General features: G+C 32.9%; 28 protein-coding genes. All 28 read right to left on the bottom strand.

What is annotated here, in order from left to right:
- Positions 1-125: 125 nt before the first annotated feature.
- Positions 126-1,472, bottom strand: coding sequence for an FAD-dependent oxidoreductase (locus tag G4D72_RS07485; protein ID WP_166077025.1), 1,347 nt, complete (start codon positions 1,470-1,472; stop codon positions 126-128).
- Positions 1,473-1,522: 50 nt separating this feature from the next.
- Entirely contained in the window at positions 1,523-2,098 is a 576-nt protein-coding gene (locus G4D72_RS07480) for an NUMOD4 domain-containing protein (RefSeq protein WP_166077024.1), read from the bottom strand.
- 15 nt (positions 2,099-2,113) lie between these two features.
- Positions 2,114-3,193 carry an agmatinase family protein gene (locus tag G4D72_RS07475; RefSeq protein WP_207784881.1) on the bottom strand — a complete coding sequence of 360 codons (1,080 nt, stop codon included), beginning with the start codon at positions 3,191-3,193 and terminating at the stop codon, positions 2,114-2,116.
- A gap of 65 nt (positions 3,194-3,258) precedes the next feature.
- Entirely contained in the window at positions 3,259-4,548 is a 1,290-nt protein-coding gene (gene kynU / locus G4D72_RS07470; protein WP_166077023.1) for a kynureninase, read from the bottom strand.
- Between the two features lie 123 nt (positions 4,549-4,671).
- Positions 4,672-5,721, bottom strand: coding sequence for a tRNA preQ1(34) S-adenosylmethionine ribosyltransferase-isomerase QueA (gene queA, locus G4D72_RS07465; protein ID WP_166077022.1), 1,050 nt, complete (start codon positions 5,719-5,721; stop codon positions 4,672-4,674).
- A 302-nt stretch (positions 5,722-6,023) separates the two neighbouring features.
- Entirely contained in the window at positions 6,024-7,310 is a 1,287-nt protein-coding gene (locus tag G4D72_RS07460) for a citrate synthase (RefSeq protein WP_166077021.1), read from the bottom strand.
- A 201-nt stretch (positions 7,311-7,511) separates the two neighbouring features.
- Positions 7,512-8,804: a phosphopyruvate hydratase gene (gene eno / locus G4D72_RS07455; RefSeq protein WP_166077020.1), complete on the bottom strand. Its 1,293-nt coding sequence runs from the start codon at positions 8,802-8,804 to the stop codon at positions 7,512-7,514.
- A gap of 99 nt (positions 8,805-8,903) precedes the next feature.
- Positions 8,904-10,013, bottom strand: coding sequence for a glutamine-hydrolyzing carbamoyl-phosphate synthase small subunit (gene carA / locus G4D72_RS07450; RefSeq protein ID WP_166077019.1), 1,110 nt, complete (start codon positions 10,011-10,013; stop codon positions 8,904-8,906).
- 107 nt (positions 10,014-10,120) lie between these two features.
- Positions 10,121-10,609, bottom strand: a complete 489-nt coding sequence (gene rplQ, locus G4D72_RS07445) for a 50S ribosomal protein L17 (RefSeq protein ID WP_166077018.1) — start codon at positions 10,607-10,609, stop codon at positions 10,121-10,123.
- A gap of 61 nt (positions 10,610-10,670) precedes the next feature.
- Positions 10,671-11,663 carry a DNA-directed RNA polymerase subunit alpha gene (locus G4D72_RS07440; RefSeq protein WP_091314275.1) on the bottom strand — a complete coding sequence of 331 codons (993 nt, stop codon included), beginning with the start codon at positions 11,661-11,663 and terminating at the stop codon, positions 10,671-10,673.
- A gap of 21 nt (positions 11,664-11,684) precedes the next feature.
- Positions 11,685-12,290, bottom strand: coding sequence for a 30S ribosomal protein S4 (gene rpsD, locus G4D72_RS07435; RefSeq protein WP_166077017.1), 606 nt, complete (start codon positions 12,288-12,290; stop codon positions 11,685-11,687).
- 87 nt (positions 12,291-12,377) lie between these two features.
- Positions 12,378-12,761: a 30S ribosomal protein S11 gene (gene rpsK / locus G4D72_RS07430; protein WP_091314282.1), complete on the bottom strand. Its 384-nt coding sequence runs from the start codon at positions 12,759-12,761 to the stop codon at positions 12,378-12,380.
- Between the two features lie 8 nt (positions 12,762-12,769).
- Positions 12,770-13,144, bottom strand: coding sequence for a 30S ribosomal protein S13 (gene rpsM, locus G4D72_RS07425; protein WP_091314289.1), 375 nt, complete (start codon positions 13,142-13,144; stop codon positions 12,770-12,772).
- Between the two features lie 2 nt (positions 13,145-13,146).
- Positions 13,147-13,263, bottom strand: a complete 117-nt coding sequence (gene ykgO, locus G4D72_RS07420) for a type B 50S ribosomal protein L36 (RefSeq protein WP_002987490.1) — start codon at positions 13,261-13,263, stop codon at positions 13,147-13,149.
- 63 nt (positions 13,264-13,326) lie between these two features.
- Positions 13,327-13,542, bottom strand: a complete 216-nt coding sequence (gene infA / locus G4D72_RS07415; RefSeq protein ID WP_091314296.1) for a translation initiation factor IF-1 — start codon at positions 13,540-13,542, stop codon at positions 13,327-13,329.
- Positions 13,543-13,548: 6 nt separating this feature from the next.
- A complete protein-coding gene (gene secY / locus G4D72_RS07410) occupies positions 13,549-14,892 on the bottom strand; it encodes a preprotein translocase subunit SecY (protein ID WP_166077016.1) in 1,344 nt (447 codons plus the stop codon).
- Positions 14,893-14,903: 11 nt separating this feature from the next.
- A complete protein-coding gene (gene rplO, locus G4D72_RS07405; RefSeq protein ID WP_091314302.1) occupies positions 14,904-15,356 on the bottom strand; it encodes a 50S ribosomal protein L15 in 453 nt (150 codons plus the stop codon).
- Positions 15,357-15,369: 13 nt separating this feature from the next.
- Entirely contained in the window at positions 15,370-15,549 is a 180-nt protein-coding gene (gene rpmD, locus G4D72_RS07400; RefSeq protein WP_166077015.1) for a 50S ribosomal protein L30, read from the bottom strand.
- 11 nt (positions 15,550-15,560) lie between these two features.
- Entirely contained in the window at positions 15,561-16,085 is a 525-nt protein-coding gene (gene rpsE / locus G4D72_RS07395; protein WP_091314308.1) for a 30S ribosomal protein S5, read from the bottom strand.
- 3 nt (positions 16,086-16,088) lie between these two features.
- Positions 16,089-16,439 carry a 50S ribosomal protein L18 gene (gene rplR, locus G4D72_RS07390; RefSeq protein ID WP_166077014.1) on the bottom strand — a complete coding sequence of 117 codons (351 nt, stop codon included), beginning with the start codon at positions 16,437-16,439 and terminating at the stop codon, positions 16,089-16,091.
- Between the two features lie 11 nt (positions 16,440-16,450).
- The gene (gene rplF, locus G4D72_RS07385) at positions 16,451-16,993 is read right to left on the bottom strand and encodes a 50S ribosomal protein L6 (RefSeq protein WP_166077013.1); all 543 of its coding nucleotides are present in this window, start codon (positions 16,991-16,993) and stop codon (positions 16,451-16,453) included.
- Between the two features lie 18 nt (positions 16,994-17,011).
- Positions 17,012-17,410, bottom strand: coding sequence for a 30S ribosomal protein S8 (gene rpsH / locus G4D72_RS07380; RefSeq protein WP_166077012.1), 399 nt, complete (start codon positions 17,408-17,410; stop codon positions 17,012-17,014).
- 104 nt (positions 17,411-17,514) lie between these two features.
- Positions 17,515-17,784, bottom strand: coding sequence for a 30S ribosomal protein S14 (gene rpsN / locus G4D72_RS07375; RefSeq protein WP_166077011.1), 270 nt, complete (start codon positions 17,782-17,784; stop codon positions 17,515-17,517).
- Positions 17,785-17,787: 3 nt separating this feature from the next.
- Positions 17,788-18,339 carry a 50S ribosomal protein L5 gene (rplE, locus tag G4D72_RS07370; protein WP_166077010.1) on the bottom strand — a complete coding sequence of 184 codons (552 nt, stop codon included), beginning with the start codon at positions 18,337-18,339 and terminating at the stop codon, positions 17,788-17,790.
- 2 nt (positions 18,340-18,341) lie between these two features.
- Positions 18,342-18,656: a 50S ribosomal protein L24 gene (rplX, locus tag G4D72_RS07365; protein WP_166077009.1), complete on the bottom strand. Its 315-nt coding sequence runs from the start codon at positions 18,654-18,656 to the stop codon at positions 18,342-18,344.
- 11 nt (positions 18,657-18,667) lie between these two features.
- On the bottom strand, positions 18,668-19,036 hold the full coding sequence (rplN, locus tag G4D72_RS07360) for a 50S ribosomal protein L14 (RefSeq protein WP_091314332.1): 369 nt from the start codon (positions 19,034-19,036) through the stop codon (positions 18,668-18,670).
- A 2-nt stretch (positions 19,037-19,038) separates the two neighbouring features.
- Complete coding sequence (rpsQ, locus tag G4D72_RS07355; RefSeq protein ID WP_166077008.1) at positions 19,039-19,296, bottom strand: 30S ribosomal protein S17; 258 nt, start codon at positions 19,294-19,296, stop codon at positions 19,039-19,041.
- A gap of 17 nt (positions 19,297-19,313) precedes the next feature.
- A complete protein-coding gene (rpmC, locus tag G4D72_RS07350; RefSeq protein ID WP_166077007.1) occupies positions 19,314-19,505 on the bottom strand; it encodes a 50S ribosomal protein L29 in 192 nt (63 codons plus the stop codon).
- Positions 19,506-19,509: the final 4 nt, after the last annotated feature.

Here is a 19,509-nt window from a genome sequence, read left to right as displayed (position 1 = left end):
TATATATTTTGTTAAATAAATGTTAGAAAAACGCTGAAATTACTTCTTATTTCAACCTTTTTTTAAAAATTTCTATAAGGAATACTAAAAATAAAGATTAATAATTTGAATTGAATTTTATTAATTTATTGCAGTTTTAACAATTCTAAAATTTTATTTTCTACCGTTTCATTTTCCCAATCCTGATGAATATTTTCTATTTTTAACACCTCCTGCATAATTTCATTTTGTCTATCGCCTTCTGCTAACGCTTCCGCATAAGGTTGGTGACTGAAAGTTACACGTGAATATAGCGGAACCCATAAATTGGGATGCTTATCTGAAAACCATTTTTCAATTTTCTTTTGTAATAAGAAATTTGCATCGGCTGTTTTGGCGCTCATTTCCATAAAGTTTCTATAAGAAAGTTCGGCGATCGCATCGGCATTTGGTTTTCTAGAATTTTCGTAATCGTTAAGTAAATTAGCCCAATCGTCTCCGTATTTTTCCATCATTTCTTCTAAAACAGAAATATCTTCGAAACCAGCGTTCATACCGTGTCCGTAAAATGGAACAATTGCATGAGCAGCATCACCAATTAAAGCTACTTTATCGCTGTATGTCCATGGAAAACACTTCATGGTTACTAAATAACTTGTTGGATTTTTGAAAAAGTCTTCCACTAAATTTGGAATAACTTCTTTTGTATCTGGAAAATGCGTAGCGAAAAAAGCTACTAAATCTTCTTTTGTTTGTAAGGATTCGAAAGAGTTTTCACCATCATGAGGCATGAATAGAGTACACGTAAAACTTCCATCTAGATTTGCTAGAGCCATAAGCATGAAATTTCCACGCGGCCAAATGTGCAAAGCGTTTTTATTTAGTTTATGAGAACCGTCTGAATTGGCAGGAATGTGTAATTCTTTGTACCCCACTTCTAAAAATTCCTGAGAATAATTGAACATACTTTGTCGTTGCATTCTGTGTCTAATTCTAGAAAAAGCACCATCAGAACCAAAGGTTAAATCGTAATTATGTGTAGTCCATTCGCCTCTTTCAGATTCGCCAATTGAAATAGTTGCTGTAGCTAGGTCAACATCCCAAACTTTCTCTTCAAAGAAAAATTCCACACCTTCTCTTTCGGCTAAGTCGACCATTTTTTTATTTAGTAAACCTCTTGAAAGCGAATAAATTACTTCACCATCTTTACCATAAAATTGTTCATTAACCGTATTCAATCCGGTATGAATTGCTCTTTTTTCAACAGGAATTCCTATACTTAAAACCTCATGATCTAAACCTACATCGCGCAAAGCTTTTACACCTCTATTTGAAAGCACAAGATTTATAGATCGTCCTGTAAAGTTAATTTTTCTAATATCTGGACTTCTATCATAAATATGAACCGTATGCCCTCTTCGTTTTAGATAAATTCCTAGTAAAGTTCCTACTAATCCAGAACCAACAATGGCTATTTTTTTTGGTGTTTGCATTGATTTAATATAAGGCTACAAAAATAAACTATTTCTTTAACTTAAATGCATTAAACTTTAATATGTCCCCAATTTTCTCCAGATTTTATGCGATACAATTGCATTTCGGAGACACCCATTTGTTTGGCTAAAATTTTGAGACGTGTTTTTCTATTTGGATCTAAAAGTATTTTTTTTAGTCGCATCACATCAATCACTCGAAGTTTAGACCCATTATTATTTTTATTAAACTCTTGAAGTTTACTAAACGCTTCTTTTACGAAAGGACTATTTTTTCCATGAGCTTTCATTTCTTCATATGTAGCCCATTTCAAATTAGTTATTCGATTGTTCAGTTTGTCATAATCTAAATGAAGCACATACGTTTGTTCTTCATTATCTTTTGGAATAAACAGTTCAGCAACCATTTTATGAACTGCATGATGGTAATTTGTAATAGTATTGTCTTTCTGTCTTTTGTAACGTAGGTATAAAAAACCTTCCGTTATACTTCCTTTTAAGAGCTTTCCTTTTTCAATTGAATCTGTAAAACTTTTAATTCTACCTAAATTAGACACGGCATATTTTACTTTTCCATCCACTTTAATCTTATATTCTTTCCACTGCTCTAGTATAAAATGTCCCATAATATTAGTATTAAATTAAAATTGTATTCTATTTCCTACGTTTAATTTTTGAGATTTTGCTAAAATGCCGCACATATGAAATAACATTCTTGCCCCAACATTTCCATCCCAATCGTCGTTTTCTCCGGGTGCTACTTCAACTAAATCGAAACCAATAATTTCTTTTCCTGAATTGGCTAATAAATTAAATAAATAAGTAGCTTGTTCAAAAGAGAAACCTCCTGGAACAGGTGTTCCTGTATTTGGACAATACCAAGGATACATACCGTCGATGTCAAATGAAATGGTAACTTTTTGAGGCAATTGCGCGATTATTTCCTCACATTGTTGTTTCCAAGTTTGACCTTCAAAAGCCTTTGCTTTCATGTCAGTATCTGTATGAACAATAACTCTTCCTTTTGCATCTTTAACCACTTCTACTTCTTGTTCACAGAAATCTCTAATTCCCACTTGAACAATTTTTGAAACTTGTGGAATTTGTAACGTATTGTACATAATTGAAGCATGAGAATAAGTAAAGCCTTCATAGGCAATTCGTAAATCCATGTGTGCATCTAAATGTAAAATTCCAAAACTTTCATGTTGTGTGGCTAATGCTTCATAATAACCAAGTGGCGTACTATGATCGCCACCTAAAAGCGCTACTTTTTTCCCTTTATTTTGCCAATATAAAACTTTCTCTTTTACTTCAGTGTGTAACGTTCTACAGGCTTTATTGATTTTATGTAAATCTTCTTGTAAGGATGGAAAAGTTTCTAAATCCTCACCATTTTCTAAAGCTTCAATAATTGGTTGTGCTAAATCTTTATACTTATCTGAATTTTTAGCCCATTGTTCTGGAGCTTCCTCCATATAAATACCTAATTTCCATAATTCTGGAAAATCTTGATGTAACAAATCTACTTGAAATGAGGCATCAAAAACAGCATCTGGACCTTCTGAAGCTCCAGCGCCATAACTCACCGTAACTTCCCAAGGCACAGGAATAATAATGATTTCTGATTCTTCTGCTGTAAAAGGCAATCCAAAAACGGTAGCATCTGCTAAACCAGGTTGTGAAGGATCGAAGTTTTCTATTTTTTGTTGTTTTGTCATAATTTTATTTATTTTACCAAGAATAGTTTAAGACACTAAGTTGTTTGTATTAACTTATTGGAATTTTACTTTTTGGCACATTCTTTAATTCCTTGTTTTAAAATTTGTCCGAAATTATAGATATCTTCAAAAGACGTGTAAAAAGGAACTGGCGCTAAACGAATTACATTTGGCTCACGCCAATCAGTTACTACACCATTTTGCATTAAGTAGGTAAACAATTCTTTTCCTTGTCCGTGTAAATAAACTGAAAGTTGACAACCTCGTTCTGATTGGTTTGATGGGGTAATTACCTCAAATTCTGCTTCTTCAATTTCTTTATCTATTTCATGTAGAATGAATTCTAAATAAGAAGTGATTACATTTCTTTTGGCGATTAACTTTTCCATTCCGACCGCTGCAAACATTTCTACAGTTGCTAAATAAGGCGCTAAAGATAAAATTGGTAAATTACTTACTTGCCAACCGTTTGCACCTTCCACAGCATCAAAATTAGGTTCCATTAAAAAACGGCGTTCTTTGTTATGACCGTACCAACCTGCAAAACGATTTAAGTCTTTATTCGAGTGGTGTTTTTCGTGAACGAAATATCCAGAAGCATTTCCTGGTCCTGAATTCATATATTTATAACTACACCAAGCAGCAAAATCAACTTGCCAATCGTGTAAATTTAATTCGATATTTCCTGCAGCATGAGCTAAATCCCAACCTACGATAGCACCTACTTTATGTCCGGCAGCAGTAATGGTTTTCATATCAAAAACCTGGCCTGTGTAATAATTCACTCCGCCAATAAAAACAAGCGCTAACTCGTCACCTAATTCTTCAATTTTAGCTAGGATGTCTTCTTGTCTTGTAGTTAATTCGCCCTCTCTTCTTTTTATTTCAACAATAGCTTCTTCTGGAGCAAAACCGTGAAATTTGACTTGACTTTGTAGCATGTATTGATCTGAAGGAAAGGCTTTTTCTTCACATAAAATTTTAATTCTTTTTCCTTTTGGTTGATAGAAAGAAACTAATAACAAATGCAAATTAATAGTAAGAGTATTCATTACTCCAACTTCAGAAGGTTTTGCCCCAACAATTTTCGCTAATGGATTACAAAATCTTTCGTGATAATCCCACCAAGGTTTTTCGGAATAAAAATGACCTTCAACAGCCATATTTGCCCAATCGTTCATTACTTCGTTAACATAGTTTTTTGTTACTTTAGGTTGTAATCCTAAAGAATTACCAGTAAAATAGATAACATTTTTATTATTATGTTGTGGAAAATAAAACTCATTTTTATAGTGTGCCAATTCATCTTGAGCATCTAAACTTTTGGCGAAATCTTTGTTATTTAAAAAATCCATTATAGTTATTTTAGTAGCGTAAAAGTAGCAAAAAAATAAGACATAAAAAAACCCAACATTGATGCTGGGCTTAGTTTATAAACAAATTTAAAACAAGTTTAAATTGGAATTATTATTTACTTTTTAAAGAATTAACATTGCGTCTCCGTAAGAGTAAAATTTATATTTTTCTTTGATAGCTATTTCGTATGCTTTTTTCATTAAATCGTGACCACAAAAAGCAGAAACCATCATTAATAAAGTAGATTTTGGAGTATGAAAGTTTGAAACCATAGCATCTGCCAAACTAAAATCGTAAGGCGGATAAATGAATTTATTTGTCCAACCTGAATAAGGATTTAAAGTTCTCATTGAAGAAACCGTACTTTCCATGGCACGCATAGAAGTTGTTCCGATACAACATACTTTCTTTTTCTTAGCTTTTGCACCGTTAATAATGTCGCAAGCTTCTTGAGTAACTACCATTTCTTCAGAATCCATTTTGTGCTTCGACAAATCTTCCACTTCAACTGGATTAAAAGTTCCTAAACCAACGTGTAAAGTTACTTCTGCAAAATCAACACCTTTTATTTCTAAACGTTTCATTAAGTGTTTAGAAAAGTGTAAACCAGCAGTTGGTGCTGCTACTGCACCTTCTTCTTTTGCATAAATAGTTTGGTAACGCTCAGCATCTTCAGGAGTTACTTCACGATTGATATATTTAGGTATTGGTGTTTCTCCTAACTCGATTAATTTTTCTCTAAACTCTTCGTAAGACCCATCATATAAAAAACGTAAAGTTCTACCACGAGAAGTTGTATTATCAATTACTTCCGCTACTAACGAATCGTCATCACCGAAGTATAGTTTATTACCAATTCTGATTTTACGAGCTGGATCTACTAAAACATCCCATAAACGCTGTTCTGCATTTAATTCTCTTAATAAGAAAACTTCAATTCTTGCGCCTGTTTTTTCTTTATTACCATATAATCGAGCTGGAAAAACTTTAGTATTATTTAATACCATTACATCTCCATCGTCGAAATAATCGATAATATCTTTAAACATTTTATGTTCTATTTCACCTGTTTTTCTGTGTACCACCATCAAACGAGATTCGTCTCTGTTTTCTGAAGGAAATTCTGCTAATAATTCTTCTGGCAAGTTAAACTGGAAGTGAGATAATTTCATATATATATTTTAAGATTAAAGAATTAAGTATAAAAAAAAGATTTACCTAAATCGAGTGCAAATATACGATTGTGAGATAGGCGTTGTCAAGAAAAAACGCATTTATTTTTGACAATGCCATAAAGACACTAATTCGCAAAGATTTTTTTTACAATTTAATTAAGAGATTTCAACAAAAAGAGAGATTTCGATAATTTTGAGATAAAAAAAAGTCAACCTCGTTCTGATTAAAATTCTGAGGAGTATTTTACTTTCTGAAATCACTAGAAATAAAAAATCCCGATAAATCGGGATTTTAAAATTTATTTTCTGTCTTCAAATTTTACAAAGTCTCTTAATGGGTGACCTGTATAAATTTGTCTTGGACGACCGATTGGTTCTTTATTTACACGCATTTCTTTCCATTGAGCAATCCAACCCGGTAAACGACCGATTGCGAACAATACAGTAAACATATCTGTTGGTATTCCTAAAGCACGGTAAATAATACCAGAATAGAAATCTACGTTTGGATATAATTTTCTTTCTACAAAATAAGGATCCACTAGAGCTGATTCTTCTAATTTCTTAGCAATAGCTAATATTGGATCGTTTACACCTAATTCTGCTAAAACTTCATCTGCTGCTTTTTTGATGATTTTTGCTCTAGGATCGAAATTTTTGTAAACTCTATGTCCGAATCCCATTAAACGGAATTCATCATTTTTATCTTTTGCTTTTGCTAAATATTTATCGGCATCCCCACCATCTTTTTGGATCGCTTCTAACATTTCTAAAACCGCTTGATTGGCACCACCGTGTAATGGTCCCCAAAGTGCAGAAACTCCAGCAGAAATTGACGCGAATAAACCAGCATGAGAAGAACCTACCATACGTACAGTAGAAGTAGAACAGTTTTGTTCATGATCTGCGTGTAAGATAAATAATTTATCTAAAGCTGCTACTACTGTTGGATTTATAGCATATGGTCCAGTAGGCAATTTAAACATTAACTGCATAAAATTATCTACATAACCAATAGTGTTATCATAGTAATTTAATGGGAATCCCATACTTTTTCTGTATGTCCAAGTAGCTAAAACTAAGAATTTACCCATAGTTTTACAGATGGCTTCATACATTTCTTTTTCGTTTTCTACATTGACCACTTTTGGATTAAAAGCTGTAAGTGCACTTGTTAACGCAGATAAAACGCCCATTGGGTGAGCTGTTTTAGGAAAACCATCAATGATGTTTTTCATCTCTTCGTTTACAAGGGTATATTTACGAATATTAGTTTCGAAATCTGCTAATTGTTCTTTTGTTGGTAATTCTCCGAAAATTACTAAATAAGAAACTTCTAAAAAGTCTGCTTTATCTGCTAAATCTTCGATAGAGTACCCGCGGTATCTTAAGATTCCTTCTTCACCATCAAGGAAAGTGATATCACTCTTACAAACTCCTGAATTTTTGTATCCTGGATCGTAAGTTATCGCTCCTGTTAAATCTCTTAATTTACTAATATCAATGGCAGTTTCGTTTTCACTTCCGACCATAACCGGTAGTTCGAATTTAGTGCCATCAATTTCTATAATTGCATTTTTCGACATGATAATATGTATATTTTATATGTATAATTATGTTTGTTGCGAATTTAATAATTAATTCTTGAATTTTAAAATTAATGCATAGATAAATTGCACAATAGGTATATATAAAATCTATACTTTTAAACAAATTCAAAAGTTACAAAAAAACAAAAAACCAACAAGCATAGCTTATTGGTTTATAAAACTTTATTTATAGCAAACTTATTTCACTTTAAAGGCATTTGCACCTGGAAAGTAAGCTACTTCATTTAATTCTTCTTCAATACGTAATAATTGGTTGTATTTTGCCATACGATCTGAACGAGAAGCCGAACCGGTTTTAATTTGCCCACAGTTTAATGCTACAGCTAAATCGGCAATTGTATTGTCTTCTGTTTCTCCAGAACGATGACTCATAACCGAAGTATAACCAGCATTATGTGCCATATTCACAGCTGCAATTGTTTCAGATAATGTTCCGATTTGGTTTACTTTAATTAAAATTGAATTGGCAATTCCTTCGCTAATTCCACGAGACAATCTCTCTACGTTAGTTACGAATAAATCGTCACCTACTAATTGTACTTTATTTCCGATTTTTTCTGTTAAATATTTCCAACCTTTCCAATCGTCTTCATACATACCATCTTCAATAGATATAATTGGATATTTAGTAGCTAATTCTACTAAATAATCAGCTTGCTCTTCTGAAGTTCTAACTTTACCGCCTGCGCCTTCAAATTTAGTATAATCGTATTTTCCATCTACATAAAATTCTGATGCTGCACAATCTAAAGCAATCATAATTTCATCGCCAAAAGAATAACCCGCATTAGTTACGGCAAGTTTAATCGTATCTAAAGCGTCTTCTGTTCCGCCTGCTAAATTTGGAGCAAAACCACCTTCATCGCCAACAGCTGTAGATAAATTACGATCGTGTAATACTTTTTTTAGGTTGTGAAAAATTTCAGTTCCCATTTGCATAGCGTGTGTAAAAGAAGTTGCTTTTACAGGCATAATCATAAATTCTTGAAAAGCAATTGGCGCATCCGAATGTGAACCACCATTAATAATATTCATCATCGGAACTGGTAATGTGTTGGCAGAAACACCACCAACATAACGATACAAAGGCATTCCTAATTCGTTAGCAGCTGCTTTTGCTACCGCTAATGAAACTCCTAAAATTGCATTTGCACCTAAATTAGATTTATTTGGCGTACCATCTAATTCAATCATCATTTTATCGATGGCGTTTTGTTCGAAAACAGACATTCCTACTAACTCAGAAGCTATGGTAGAATTTACATTTTCAACAGCTTTTAAAACTCCTTTTCCCATAAAAGCTTTGCCACCATCACGTAATTCAACAGCTTCATGTTCTCCAGTTGAAGCTCCAGATGGAACGGCTGCTCTACCTAAAATTCCATTTTCGGTAACCACATCAACTTCTATAGTTGGATTTCCTCTTGAATCTAATATTTGTCTTGCGTGAACTTTAATTATTATGCTCATATTTCTATTTTTTTAATTGCTTTATTACTATTTTAACAAAGTTAATTATATTTTATTTTGAAATTCGTAATTAAATTAAAACTTATAAACGATAACGTTTTAGTTTTTTGAAGTTTTAATATTTTCGATAAACTCATCGAATAAATAACTTGAATCATGTGGTCCAGGACTCGCTTCTGGATGGTATTGTACGGAAAAACAATTTTTAGATTTCATTCTCATTCCAGCTACCGTTCCGTCATTTAAATGCACATGAGTCAATTCGAAGTCAGGATGGTTTTCTAATTCTTCTTTATTCACAGCAAATCCATGGTTTTGAGAAGTAATTTCACCTTTACCAGTTACTATATTTTTCACTGGATGATTAATGCCTCTGTGTCCGTTAAACATTTTATATGTTGAAATTCCGTTAGCTAAAGCAATTACTTGGTGACCTAAACAAATTCCAAATAATGGTTTATTTTCAGCTAAAATATTTCTTGCTACTTCTTGAGCAGATGCCAATGGGTCTGGATCACCAGGTCCGTTAGACAAGAAATACCCATCAGGACTAAAAGCTTTCATCTCATCAAAAGTAGTATTGAAAGGAAATACTTTAATATAACAATCACGTTTTGCCAAGTTTCTTAAAATATTAGTTTTGATACCTAAATCTAGTGCTGCAATTTTATAAGTTGCCTTCTCATTTCCAAAGAAATATGATTCTTTGGTAGAAACTACTGAAGCTAAATCTAAACCTTCCATATTAGGAGCCTGATTTAACATTACTTTTAATTCTTCAATAGAAGTTCCATCGGTTGAAATTATCGCGTTCATAGCGCCATTGTCTCTAATATAACTTACTAAAGCACGTGTATCCACATCTGAAATCACAATTAATTTTTGTTTTTCAAAATAGTCATATAAACTTTCAGAAGCATCTGGACGAGAATAATTCATGCTGAAATTTTTACATACTAATCCAGATATTTTCACATTATCAGATTCTACTTCATTGACATTGACACCATAATTCCCAATATGTGCGTTGGTAGTTACCATAATTTGGCCATAATAGGAAGGATCCGTAAAAATTTCTTGATAACCTGTTGTTCCGGTATTGAATGCAATTTCGCCAAAAGTTGTTCCTGAAATTCCAATTGATTTTCCGTGGAAAATAGTTCCATCTTTTAATAGAAGAATAGCTTGTTGTTTGTCGTTGTATTTCATTAGTTGTAGTTGTTTATTTTGCAAAATTACATTTTAGTGCTAACAAAAAAAAAGGATAAACAAAAATTTGTTTATCCTTTTTTATATTTAAATCAATAGATTCATAATTATTCAGAAGCTTCTGTTGTATCAGTTGTTTCAGCAGCTGGAGCTTCTCCAGTTGTTTCTTCAGCTTTTTTAGATTTACCTCTACGAGTAGATGCTTTTTTAACTTCTTTTTTTGCAGTTGAATAAATTTCATTGAAATCTACTAGTTCAATCATAGCCATATCTGCATTATCCCCTAAACGGTTTCCTAACTTAATGATACGAGTATAACCTCCTGGACGATCTCCAACTTTATCAGCAACTGCTCTGAACAATTCAGTTACAGCATACTTGTTTCTTAAATAAGAAAAACAAATACGTCTGTTGTGAGTTGTATCTTCTTTAGATTTTGTTACAAGCGGCTCAATAAATTGTTTTAAAGCTTTAGCTTTAGCTACAGTTGTATTAATACGTTTGTGTTCAATAAGTGAACATGCCATGTTAGCAAGCATTGCTTTTCTATGACCTGTTTGTCTACTTAAATGATTGAATTTTTTTCCGTGTCTCATGACATTTTATTTTAGACTTCATCTTGCATCAATCCACTATGGAGAGCAAAATATGAAGCAATTACTCTTTATCTAACTTGTATTTTGCTAAATCCATTCCGAAGGTAAGGTTTTTATTAGCCACTAACTCATCTAATTCAGTTAATGATTTTTTACCGAAGTTACGGAACTTCATTAAATCGTTTTTATTGAAAGAAACTAGGTCTCCTAATGTATCAACTTCAGCCGCTTTTAGGCAATTTAACGCTCTTACTGATAAGTCCATGTCAACTAATTTAGTTTTCAATAGTTGTCTCATGTGTAATGATTCCTCATCATAAGACTCAGTTTGAGCAATTTCATCCGCCTCAAGTGTGATTCTTTCGTCAGAAAACAACATAAAATGGTGAATCAACGTTTTAGCAGCTTCTGTCAAAGCATCTTTTGGATTAATTGAACCGTCAGTTTTAATTTCGAAAACTAGTTTTTCGTAATCAGTTTTTTGTTCAACACGGAAGTTTTCAATAGAATACTTCACATTTTTTACAGGAGTATAAATAGAGTCTGTAAAAATAGTTCCAATAGGAGCATTTGGTTTTTTATTTTCTTCAGCAGGAACATAACCTCTACCTTTTTCAATAGAAAGTTCCATGTTGATAGTTGTTTTGCTATCTAAGTTACAAATTACTAAATCTGGGTTTAAAACTTGAAAACCAGAAATGAATTTTTGGAAATCACCAGCTGTAATTTGATCTTTACCAGAAAGTGAGATAGAAACTGATTCATTATCAATATCTTCAATTTGACGTTTGAAACGTACTTGCTTAAGATTTAAAATAATTTCAGTTACATCCTCTACTACACCAGAAATTGTTGAAAATTCATGTTCAACACCTTCAATTCTAACAGATGTAATAGCAAAACCTTCCAAAGCAGAAAGAAGAACTCTTCTTAAAGCGTTTCCAACTGTTAAACCATAACCAGGTTCTAAAGGTCTAAATTCGAATTTACCTTCAAAATCGGTAGAATCGATCATTATAACTTTATCGGGCTTTTGAAAATTAAATATTGCCATATCTTCGACTAATGTCAATTATTATTTGTTATACAACTCTACGATTAGTTGCTCTTTAATATTTTCTGGTATCTGAAGTCTTTGAGGAACAGTTACAAACGTACCTTCTTTAGTATCGTTGTTAAAAGTAATCCATTCATAAACAGAAGAATTATTAGCTAAAGAACGTTCAATAGCTTCAAGGGATTTTGATTTTTCACGAACTGCAACAACATCACCTGATTTTAAGTGATAAGAAGGTACATTAACCAACTCACCATTTACAGTGATATGTCTGTGAGAAACGATTTGACGTGCACCTCTACGAGTAGGAGCAATTCCCATTCTGTAAACTACATTATCTAATCGAGCTTCACAAAGTTGTAACAAGATTTCACCTGTTACACCTGAAGAGGCCGATGCTTTTTCAAATAAATTTCTGAATTGACGCTCTAAAATACCATAAGTATATTTAGCTTTTTGCTTTTCCATTAATTGAACAGCATATTCAGATTTTTTACCTCTTCTTTTTGCCAAACCATGTTGACCAGGAGGATAATTTCTTCTTTCGAAAGCTTTATCTTCTCCGAAAATTGCTTCACCAAACTTACGGGCGATTCTTGTTTTTGGACCAGTATATCTTGCCATTTTACAAATTTTAATTTAAGGTAGGGATTATGAATTAAGGTCTTTCCTTCGATAATCTAAATTCCTACCTTTGTTTTATACTAATAATTATACTCTTCTTCTTTTCGGAGGACGACATCCATTGTGAGGCATAGGAGTAACATCGATAATCTCAGTTACTTCAATTCCACTATTATGGATAGATCTGATAGCAGATTCTCTACCGTTCCCTGGACCTTTTACGTAAACTTTTACTTTTTTTAGTCCAGCTTCAAGAGCTACTTTTCCACAATCTTCAGCAGCCATTTGGGCAGCATACGGAGTGTTCTTTTTAGAACCTCTGAAACCCATTTTACCAGCTGATGACCAAGAAATGACTTCACCTTTTTTGTTTGTTAACGAAATGATGATGTTATTGAAAGTAGCGCTAATATGTGCTTCTCCAGAAGACTCAACGATAACTTTACGTTTTTTTGCAGTTGCCTTAGCCATATTATTTACTATTTAGTTGCTTTTTTCTTGTTAGCAACAGTTTTTCTTTTACCTTTTCTTGTTCTCGAGTTGTTTTTGGTTCTTTGACCTCTTAAAGGTAATCCCGCTCTATGACGGATACCTCTTTGACATCCAATATCCATTAAACGTTTGATGTTTAATGTAATTTCTGAACGTAATTCACCTTCGATTTTAAATGATGAAACCGCTTCACGAATTGCTCCGATTTCGTCATCATTCCAATCAAGTACTTTTTTATCTTGGCTTACTTTGGCTTTTTCTAAAACCTCAATAGCTCTACTTCTACCCATACCAAAAATGTATGTTAAAGCGATAACTCCTCTTTTGTTTTTTGGGATATCAACCCCTGCTATTCTTGCCATAATTATCCTTGTCTTTGTTTAAATCTAGGATTCTTTTTGTTAATAACGTATAATCTACCTTTTCTACGCACGATAATACATTCTGCGCTTCTTTTTTTAACTGATGCTCTTACTTTCATTGTAAATTGCTTTATGCTATATGCCTTATGCTTTAAGCTTTATGCTTACTGCCTATTGCTTATTTAATATCTATAAGTAATTCTAGCTTTAGACAAATCGTAAGGACTCATTTCAAGTTTAACCTTGTCTCCGGGTAACAACTTAATATAATGCATACGCATTTTACCTGAGATATGAGCAATTACAACATGTCCGTTTTCTAATTCAACTCGAAACATTGCATTAGATAATGCTTCTACAATGCTTCCGTCTTGTTCTATTGCTGATTGTTTTGCCATAATTAATTAAGCGACAGCTTTTCTATTTTTACCACTTTTCATTAAACCATCATAATGTTTGTTTAACAAATATGAATTAATTTGTTGAATTGTATCGATTGCAACTCCGACCATAATAATCAACGATGTACCTCCATAAAAATAAGCCCATGCCCCTTGAACATCTAACATACTATGAATAATAGCAGGGAACACTGCGATTAAAGCTAAGAATAATGAACCTGGGAATGTAATTAAAGACATTAACTTATCTAAGAAATCACCTGTTTCAGCACCAGGTTTAATACCCGGAATGAAACCTCCACTTCTCTTTAAGTCATCTGCCATTTTATTTGTTGGTACCGTAATAGCGGTGTAAAAATACGTAAAAATAACAATTAATAAAGCAAAAACTACATTATAAACTAAACCGAATGGATCTTTAAACATATTTGAAATGCTTAAAGCCGTGTCAGACTTAGATAATCCAGCTAGTGCAGCAGGTATAAACATAATTGCTTGCGCAAAAATAATTGGCATAACACCTGCAGAATTTAACTTTAATGGGATAAATTGTCTATTATCATCCATTGAATCCGATTCAAAATCACCAGAAACTGATCTTCTAGCGTATTGAACCTGAACTTTTCTCAATGCCATTACTAATAATATAGTAGCTATAATTACTAATAACCATATAATTACTTCAATAATGATTTTCATTGGTCCACCATTAGTAATTGCTGAAGCAAATTCTTGCATGAATGCTTCAGGCATTCTTGCTAAAATTCCAACCATAATTAACAATGATATACCATTACCAATTCCTTTTTCAGTGATTCTCTCTCCTAACCACATTGCGAAAATAGTTCCCGAAACAATGATTAAAACTGACCCAAATAGAGGGAAGAAAGAAAAGAATTCAGAATTTACAAAAGCTTCAGCTGGTAAGGTTTGTCTTAAATTATAAATATAACCAGGAGCTTGAACTAATGTAATTGCAATAGTTAACCAACGTGTAATCTGGTTAATAGTTTTTCTACCACTTTCGCCATCTTTTTGTAATTTTTGTAAATAAGGAATAGCTATTCCCATTAACTGAACTACAATTGATGCAGAGATATAAGGCATGATTCCTAATGCAAAGATAGAAGCTTCCGAAAAAGCACCACCTGTGAAAACATTAATTAACCAACCTATTCCACCTTCAGTTTGGTTTGATAAACTTTGCAATTTAGTTGAATCAATACCTGGTAAAGTTACTTGTGAACCAAAACGGTACACAAGTAAAATTCCAAGAGTAACTAAAATTTTATTTTTTAGTTCTTCTATTTTCCAAACATTGATAAATGATTCAATAAATTTCTTCATAGTGATGAGAATTAAAGAATTACTACTTCTCCTCCAGCAGCCTCGATAGCAGCTTTTGCAGTAGCAGTAAATTTGTGAGCACTAACTTTTAATTTTGCCTTTAGCTCACCTCTTCCTAAAATCTTTACTAAGCTATTTTTTGTAGCCAAACGAGTATCTACAAAAACTGTAAAATCTACAGCTTCAGTGATTACACCATTTTCTACTAAACCTTGTAATGTATCAAGATTTATACCTTGATATTCTACTCTATTGATGTTTTTGAAACCAAATTTTGGTACTCTTCGTTGAAGAGGCATTTGACCTCCTTCAAAACCAATTTTCTTTGAATAACCAGAACGTGATTTGGCTCCTTTGTGACCTCTTGTCGAAGTACCACCTTTACCAGAACCTTCACCTCTACCTACTCTTTTGTTTTGGTTGTGAACAGAACCTTCTGCTGGTTGTAAGTTACTTAAATTCATAACATGTATATTGTTATTTAGTTTCTTCTACAGAAACTAAGTGTTTAACTTTATTTACCATTCCAAGGACAGCAGGATTTGCATCGTGCTCAACAACTTGACCCATTTTTTTAATACCAAGAGCAATTAATGTTCTTTTTTGGTCTAGTGGACAGTTGATTTTACTTCTAACTTGTTTTACTAAAATTTTCATATCTCCTTGATTTATCCTTTGAATACTTTATCTAAAGACACTCCTCTTTGTTTTGCAACAGTAAGAGCACTTCTCATTTGTAATAAAGCATCGAAAGTTGCTTTAACTACGTTGTGAGGATTTGATGACCCTTGAGATTTAGATAATACGTCGTGTACACCAACTGATTCTAATACCGCACGAACAGCACCACCAGCAATAACTCCAGTACCGTGAGAAGCTGGCATTAAGAATACTCTTGCACCACCAAATTTACCTTTTTGCTCATGAGGAACAGATTGTCCACTTAAAGGAATTTTAACTAAATTTTTCTTAGCATCTTCTACTGCTTTTGCAATTGCTTCAGAAACATCTTTAGATTTTCCTAAACCGTGACCAACTACTCCGTTTTCATCTCCAACTACAACAATAGCTGAAAAACCAAAGGCTCTACCTCCTTTAGTAACTTTAGTAACACGATTAACACTCACCAAACGATCTTTTAATTCAAGACCTGCTGGTTTAACTAATTCTACGTTTTTATAATTTTGATACATACCTTAGAATTTAAGTCCCGCTTCTCTAGCTCCTTCAGCTAACGATTTAACACGTCCATGGTATAAATTTCCACCTCTATCAAATGTGATAGTTGAAATACCAGCTTTAAGCGCTTTTTCAGCGATCAATTTACCAACTGCAGTTGCAGTTTCGATTTTAGTACCTGTAGTAACTCCTTTATCTCTCGATGAAGCAGAAACTAAAGTAACACCGTTTACGTCATCTATGATTTGCGCATAGATTTCTTTATTACTTCTAAAAACAGAAAGTCTAGGTTGAGCAGCAGTTCCGCTTACAGTCTTTCTGATTCTGAACTGTATTCTTTGTCTTCTTTCAGATTTTGTTAATGACATAACTTTATTTTTTAAGCTGATTTACCTGCTTTTCTTCTTACTTCCTCACCAACAAACTTAACACCTTTACCTTTGTACGGTTCAGGTTTACGGAAAGCTCTGATTTTAGCAGCAACTTGTCCTAATAATTGTTTGTCAAATGAAGTTAATTTCACTATCGGATTTTTACCTTTTTCTGAGATTGTTTCAACACTTACTTCAGACACTACTTCTAGTACGATATTGTGTGAAAAACCTAAAGCTAAATCTAATTTTTGCCCTTGGTTTGAAGCTCTATATCCTACTCCAACTAATTCTAATTCTTTTGTGAAACCTTCTGCTACTCCAGTAATCATGTTATTGATTAATGAACGATATAGTCCGTGTTTCGCTCTTTCATTCTTTTGATCTGATGCACGCTCAACGATAACATTGTTATCTTCAATTTTGATTGTTACATCTGAATATTCCTGAGAAAGCTCGCCTAATTTTCCTTTAACTGTAACTACAGCATCTTTCACTTCTACAGTTACTCCTGCTGGAATTGCAATTGGATTTTTACCTATTCTTGACATCTTATATGGTCTTTAAAATTAGTATACGTAACAAATTACCTCACCACCAACATTTAATTGCTTAGCCATTTTACCAGTCATAACTCCTTTAGAAGTAGACACGATAGCAATACCTAAACCATTTAAAATTCTTGGGATGTTTGTAGAACTTGCGTACTTACGTAAACCTGGTTTACTAATTCTTTGGATATCTTTAATTACAGACTCTTTAGTATCTTTATCATACTTCAAAGCGATTTTGATTGTACCTTGAACAGTAGAATCTTCAAATTTGTAACTTAAGATATATCCTTGATCGAATAAAATCTTTGTGATTTCTTTTTTCAAGTTAGAAGCTGGGATTTCAACCACTTTGTGATTTACTCTAGCCGCATTTCTAATTCTTGTAAGAAAATCTGCAATTGGATCTGTATACATATGTATAAATTTGCGATTACGGTTTTCAGGAAGCACTCGCTTCCTGAACCTTTAATCAATTAAAAATTATTTTTGGTTTGCAAAAGTAATAAACTTTTACGAGATTACCAAGAAGCTTTTTTAACTCCTGGTATTAACCCTTGATTTGCCATTTCACGGAATGTTACACGTGAAATACCAAATTGACGCATATACCCTCTTGGTCTACCTGTTAATTTACAACGGTTGTGTAAACGAATTGGAGAAGCATTTTTAGGTAATTTTTGTAATGCTTCATAATCTCCAGCTTTTTTTAAAGCTTTTCTTTTTTCAGCATACTTATCTACAACAGCTTGTCTTTTAACCTCACGGGCTTTCATTGATTCTTTAGCCATAACTTAGTTCTTTTTGAAAGGTAAACCTAATTCAGTTAATAATGATTTTGCTTCTTTATCTGTTTCAGCAGATGTAACAAAAGTAATATCCATCCCTGAAATTTTGTTTACTTTGTCAATATCAATTTCTGGGAAAATGATTTGCTCAAGTACACCTAAGTTATAATTACCTCTTCCATCAAATCCTGTTGATTTGATTCCGCTAAAATCTCTTACACGAGGTAAAGAAGAAGTAATTAGTCTATCTAAAAACTCATACATTCTTTCACCACGTAAAGTTACTTTAGCACCAATCGGCATACCTTTTCTTAGCTTGAATGATGCAACGTCTTTTTTAGAAATTGTAGCAACAGCTTTTTGACCAGTAATTTTAGTTAACTCTTCAACAGCATAATCTACTAATTTTTTGTCAGACACAGCAGCACCAACACCACGGCTAATAACAATTTTTTCCAACTTTGGAACTTGCATTACATTCTTGTAACCAAATTCTTCTTTCAAAGCAGCAATAATTCTGCTTTTATATTCCTCCTTTAGTCTTGGTATGTATCCCATAACTATATAACTTGATTAGATTTTTTTGAGAATCTTACTTTTGTTTCTCCATCCATTCTAAAACCAACTTTAGTAGTCTCTTTTGTTTTAGAGTCAACTAATGCTAAATTAGAAATATGAATAGGAGCTTCTTTCTTCACGATTCCACCTTGTGGGCTTTTTGCACTAGGTTTAGTGTGTTTAGAAACCATGTTTAATCCTTCCACAACAGCTTTGTTTTTATCGCGAATTACACGTAAAACTCTACCTTCTTGTCCTTTATGATCACCAGCATTAACTCTTACTAGGTCTCCTGATTTAATTTTAATTTTCATCATTTCTTTGAGAATTAAAGCACCTCAGGTGCTAATGATACAATTTTCATGAATTGTTTTTCACGAAGTTCTCTAGCTACTGGACCAAAAACACGAGTACCTCTCATTTCACCACCTGCATTTAATAACACACATGCGTTGTCATCAAATCTAATGTATGAACCATCGGCTCTTCTCACTTCTTTTTTGGTACGTATTACAACTGCAGTTGAAACAGATCCTTTTTTAACATTACTGTTAGGAGCTGCATCTTTAATTGAAACTACAATTTTATCACCTACAGATGCGTAACGACGTTTCGTTCCACCTAGAACACGGATAGTTAAAACTTCTTTTGCTCCCGTGTTATCTGCTACTTTTAATCTTGATTCTTGTTGTACCATAATTACTTAGCTCTTTCAATGATTTCAACTAATCTCCAACACTTAGTTTTACTTAAAGGACGCGTTTCGCTAATTCTTACCGTATCACCAACATTACAGTTGTTTGTTTCGTCGTGTGCAACATATTTCTTAGTTTTTAACACGAACTTACCATACATAGGGTGTTTTACTCTTTTAGTTTCAGAAACAACGATAGATTTCTCCATTTTGTTACTAGTAACAACACCAACTCTTTCTTTTCTTAAATTTCTTTTTTCCATCTTTCAGCAGAATACAATTATTGTAACTCTCTTTTAGTAATTTCAGTTGCAATTCTTGCTACTGATCTTCTTAATGTTCTCAATTGAAGCGGATTCTCGATTGGAGAAATAGCATGAGCCATTTTAAGGTCGTTATACGTTTTCTTCACCTGAACAAGTCTTGCTTGTAAGTCAGCTGTAGATAGATTATTTATTTCAGATTGTTTCATAATT

This window comes from Flavobacterium difficile, assembly GCF_011392115.1.
Taxonomy (GTDB): domain Bacteria; phylum Bacteroidota; class Bacteroidia; order Flavobacteriales; family Flavobacteriaceae; genus Flavobacterium; species Flavobacterium difficile.
Note: the sequence above shows the minus strand (reverse complement) of the source record. Positions and strands in the feature narration are given on the sequence as shown.

Excerpts from the sequence above, each read along its gene's own strand:
- G4D72_RS07485 (WP_166077025.1), bottom strand. The coding sequence starts at position 1,472 with ATGCAAACACCAAAAAAAATAGCCATTGTTGGTTCTGGATTAGTAGGA.
- G4D72_RS07480 (WP_166077024.1), bottom strand. The coding sequence starts at position 2,098 with ATGGGACATTTTATACTAGAGCAGTGGAAAGAATATAAGATTAAAGTG.
- G4D72_RS07475 (WP_207784881.1), bottom strand. The coding sequence starts at position 3,193 with ATGACAAAACAACAAAAAATAGAAAACTTCGATCCTTCACAACCTGGT.
- kynU (WP_166077023.1), bottom strand. The coding sequence starts at position 4,548 with ATGGATTTTTTAAATAACAAAGATTTCGCCAAAAGTTTAGATGCTCAA.
- queA (WP_166077022.1), bottom strand. The coding sequence starts at position 5,721 with ATGAAATTATCTCACTTCCAGTTTAACTTGCCAGAAGAATTATTAGCA.
- G4D72_RS07460 (WP_166077021.1), bottom strand. The coding sequence starts at position 7,310 with ATGTCGAAAAATGCAATTATAGAAATTGATGGCACTAAATTCGAACTA.
- eno (WP_166077020.1), bottom strand. The coding sequence starts at position 8,804 with ATGAGCATAATAATTAAAGTTCACGCAAGACAAATATTAGATTCAAGA.
- carA (WP_166077019.1), bottom strand. The coding sequence starts at position 10,013 with ATGAAATACAACGACAAACAACAAGCTATTCTTCTATTAAAAGATGGA.
- rplQ (WP_166077018.1), bottom strand. The coding sequence starts at position 10,609 with ATGAGACACGGAAAAAAATTCAATCATTTAAGTAGACAAACAGGTCAT.
- G4D72_RS07440 (WP_091314275.1), bottom strand. The coding sequence starts at position 11,663 with ATGGCAATATTTAATTTTCAAAAGCCCGATAAAGTTATAATGATCGAT.
- rpsD (WP_166077017.1), bottom strand. The coding sequence starts at position 12,290 with ATGGCAAGATATACTGGTCCAAAAACAAGAATCGCCCGTAAGTTTGGT.
- rpsK (WP_091314282.1), bottom strand. The coding sequence starts at position 12,761 with ATGGCTAAGGCAACTGCAAAAAAACGTAAAGTTATCGTTGAGTCTTCT.
- rpsM (WP_091314289.1), bottom strand. The coding sequence starts at position 13,144 with ATGGCAAGAATAGCAGGGGTTGATATCCCAAAAAACAAAAGAGGAGTT.
- ykgO (WP_002987490.1), bottom strand. The coding sequence starts at position 13,263 with ATGAAAGTAAGAGCATCAGTTAAAAAAAGAAGCGCAGAATGTATTATC.
- infA (WP_091314296.1), bottom strand. The coding sequence starts at position 13,542 with ATGGCAAAACAATCAGCAATAGAACAAGACGGAAGCATTGTAGAAGCA.
- secY (WP_166077016.1), bottom strand. The coding sequence starts at position 14,892 with ATGAAGAAATTTATTGAATCATTTATCAATGTTTGGAAAATAGAAGAA.
- rplO (WP_091314302.1), bottom strand. The coding sequence starts at position 15,356 with ATGAATTTAAGTAACTTACAACCAGCAGAAGGTTCTGTTCACAACCAA.
- rpmD (WP_166077015.1), bottom strand. The coding sequence starts at position 15,549 with ATGAAAATTTTAGTAAAACAAGTTAGAAGTAAAATCAACTGTCCACTA.
- rpsE (WP_091314308.1), bottom strand. The coding sequence starts at position 16,085 with ATGTATCAAAATTATAAAAACGTAGAATTAGTTAAACCAGCAGGTCTT.
- rplR (WP_166077014.1), bottom strand. The coding sequence starts at position 16,439 with ATGTCATTAACAAAATCTGAAAGAAGACAAAGAATACAGTTCAGAATC.
- rplF (WP_166077013.1), bottom strand. The coding sequence starts at position 16,993 with ATGTCAAGAATAGGTAAAAATCCAATTGCAATTCCAGCAGGAGTAACT.
- rpsH (WP_166077012.1), bottom strand. The coding sequence starts at position 17,410 with ATGTATACAGATCCAATTGCAGATTTTCTTACAAGAATTAGAAATGCG.
- rpsN (WP_166077011.1), bottom strand. The coding sequence starts at position 17,784 with ATGGCTAAAGAATCAATGAAAGCCCGTGAGGTTAAAAGACAAGCTGTT.
- rplE (WP_166077010.1), bottom strand. The coding sequence starts at position 18,339 with ATGGGATACATACCAAGACTAAAGGAGGAATATAAAAGCAGAATTATT.
- rplX (WP_166077009.1), bottom strand. The coding sequence starts at position 18,656 with ATGATGAAAATTAAAATTAAATCAGGAGACCTAGTAAGAGTTAATGCT.
- rplN (WP_091314332.1), bottom strand. The coding sequence starts at position 19,036 with ATGGTACAACAAGAATCAAGATTAAAAGTAGCAGATAACACGGGAGCA.
- rpsQ (WP_166077008.1), bottom strand. The coding sequence starts at position 19,296 with ATGGAAAAAAGAAATTTAAGAAAAGAAAGAGTTGGTGTTGTTACTAGT.
- rpmC (WP_166077007.1), bottom strand. The coding sequence starts at position 19,505 with ATGAAACAATCTGAAATAAATAATCTATCTACAGCTGACTTACAAGCA.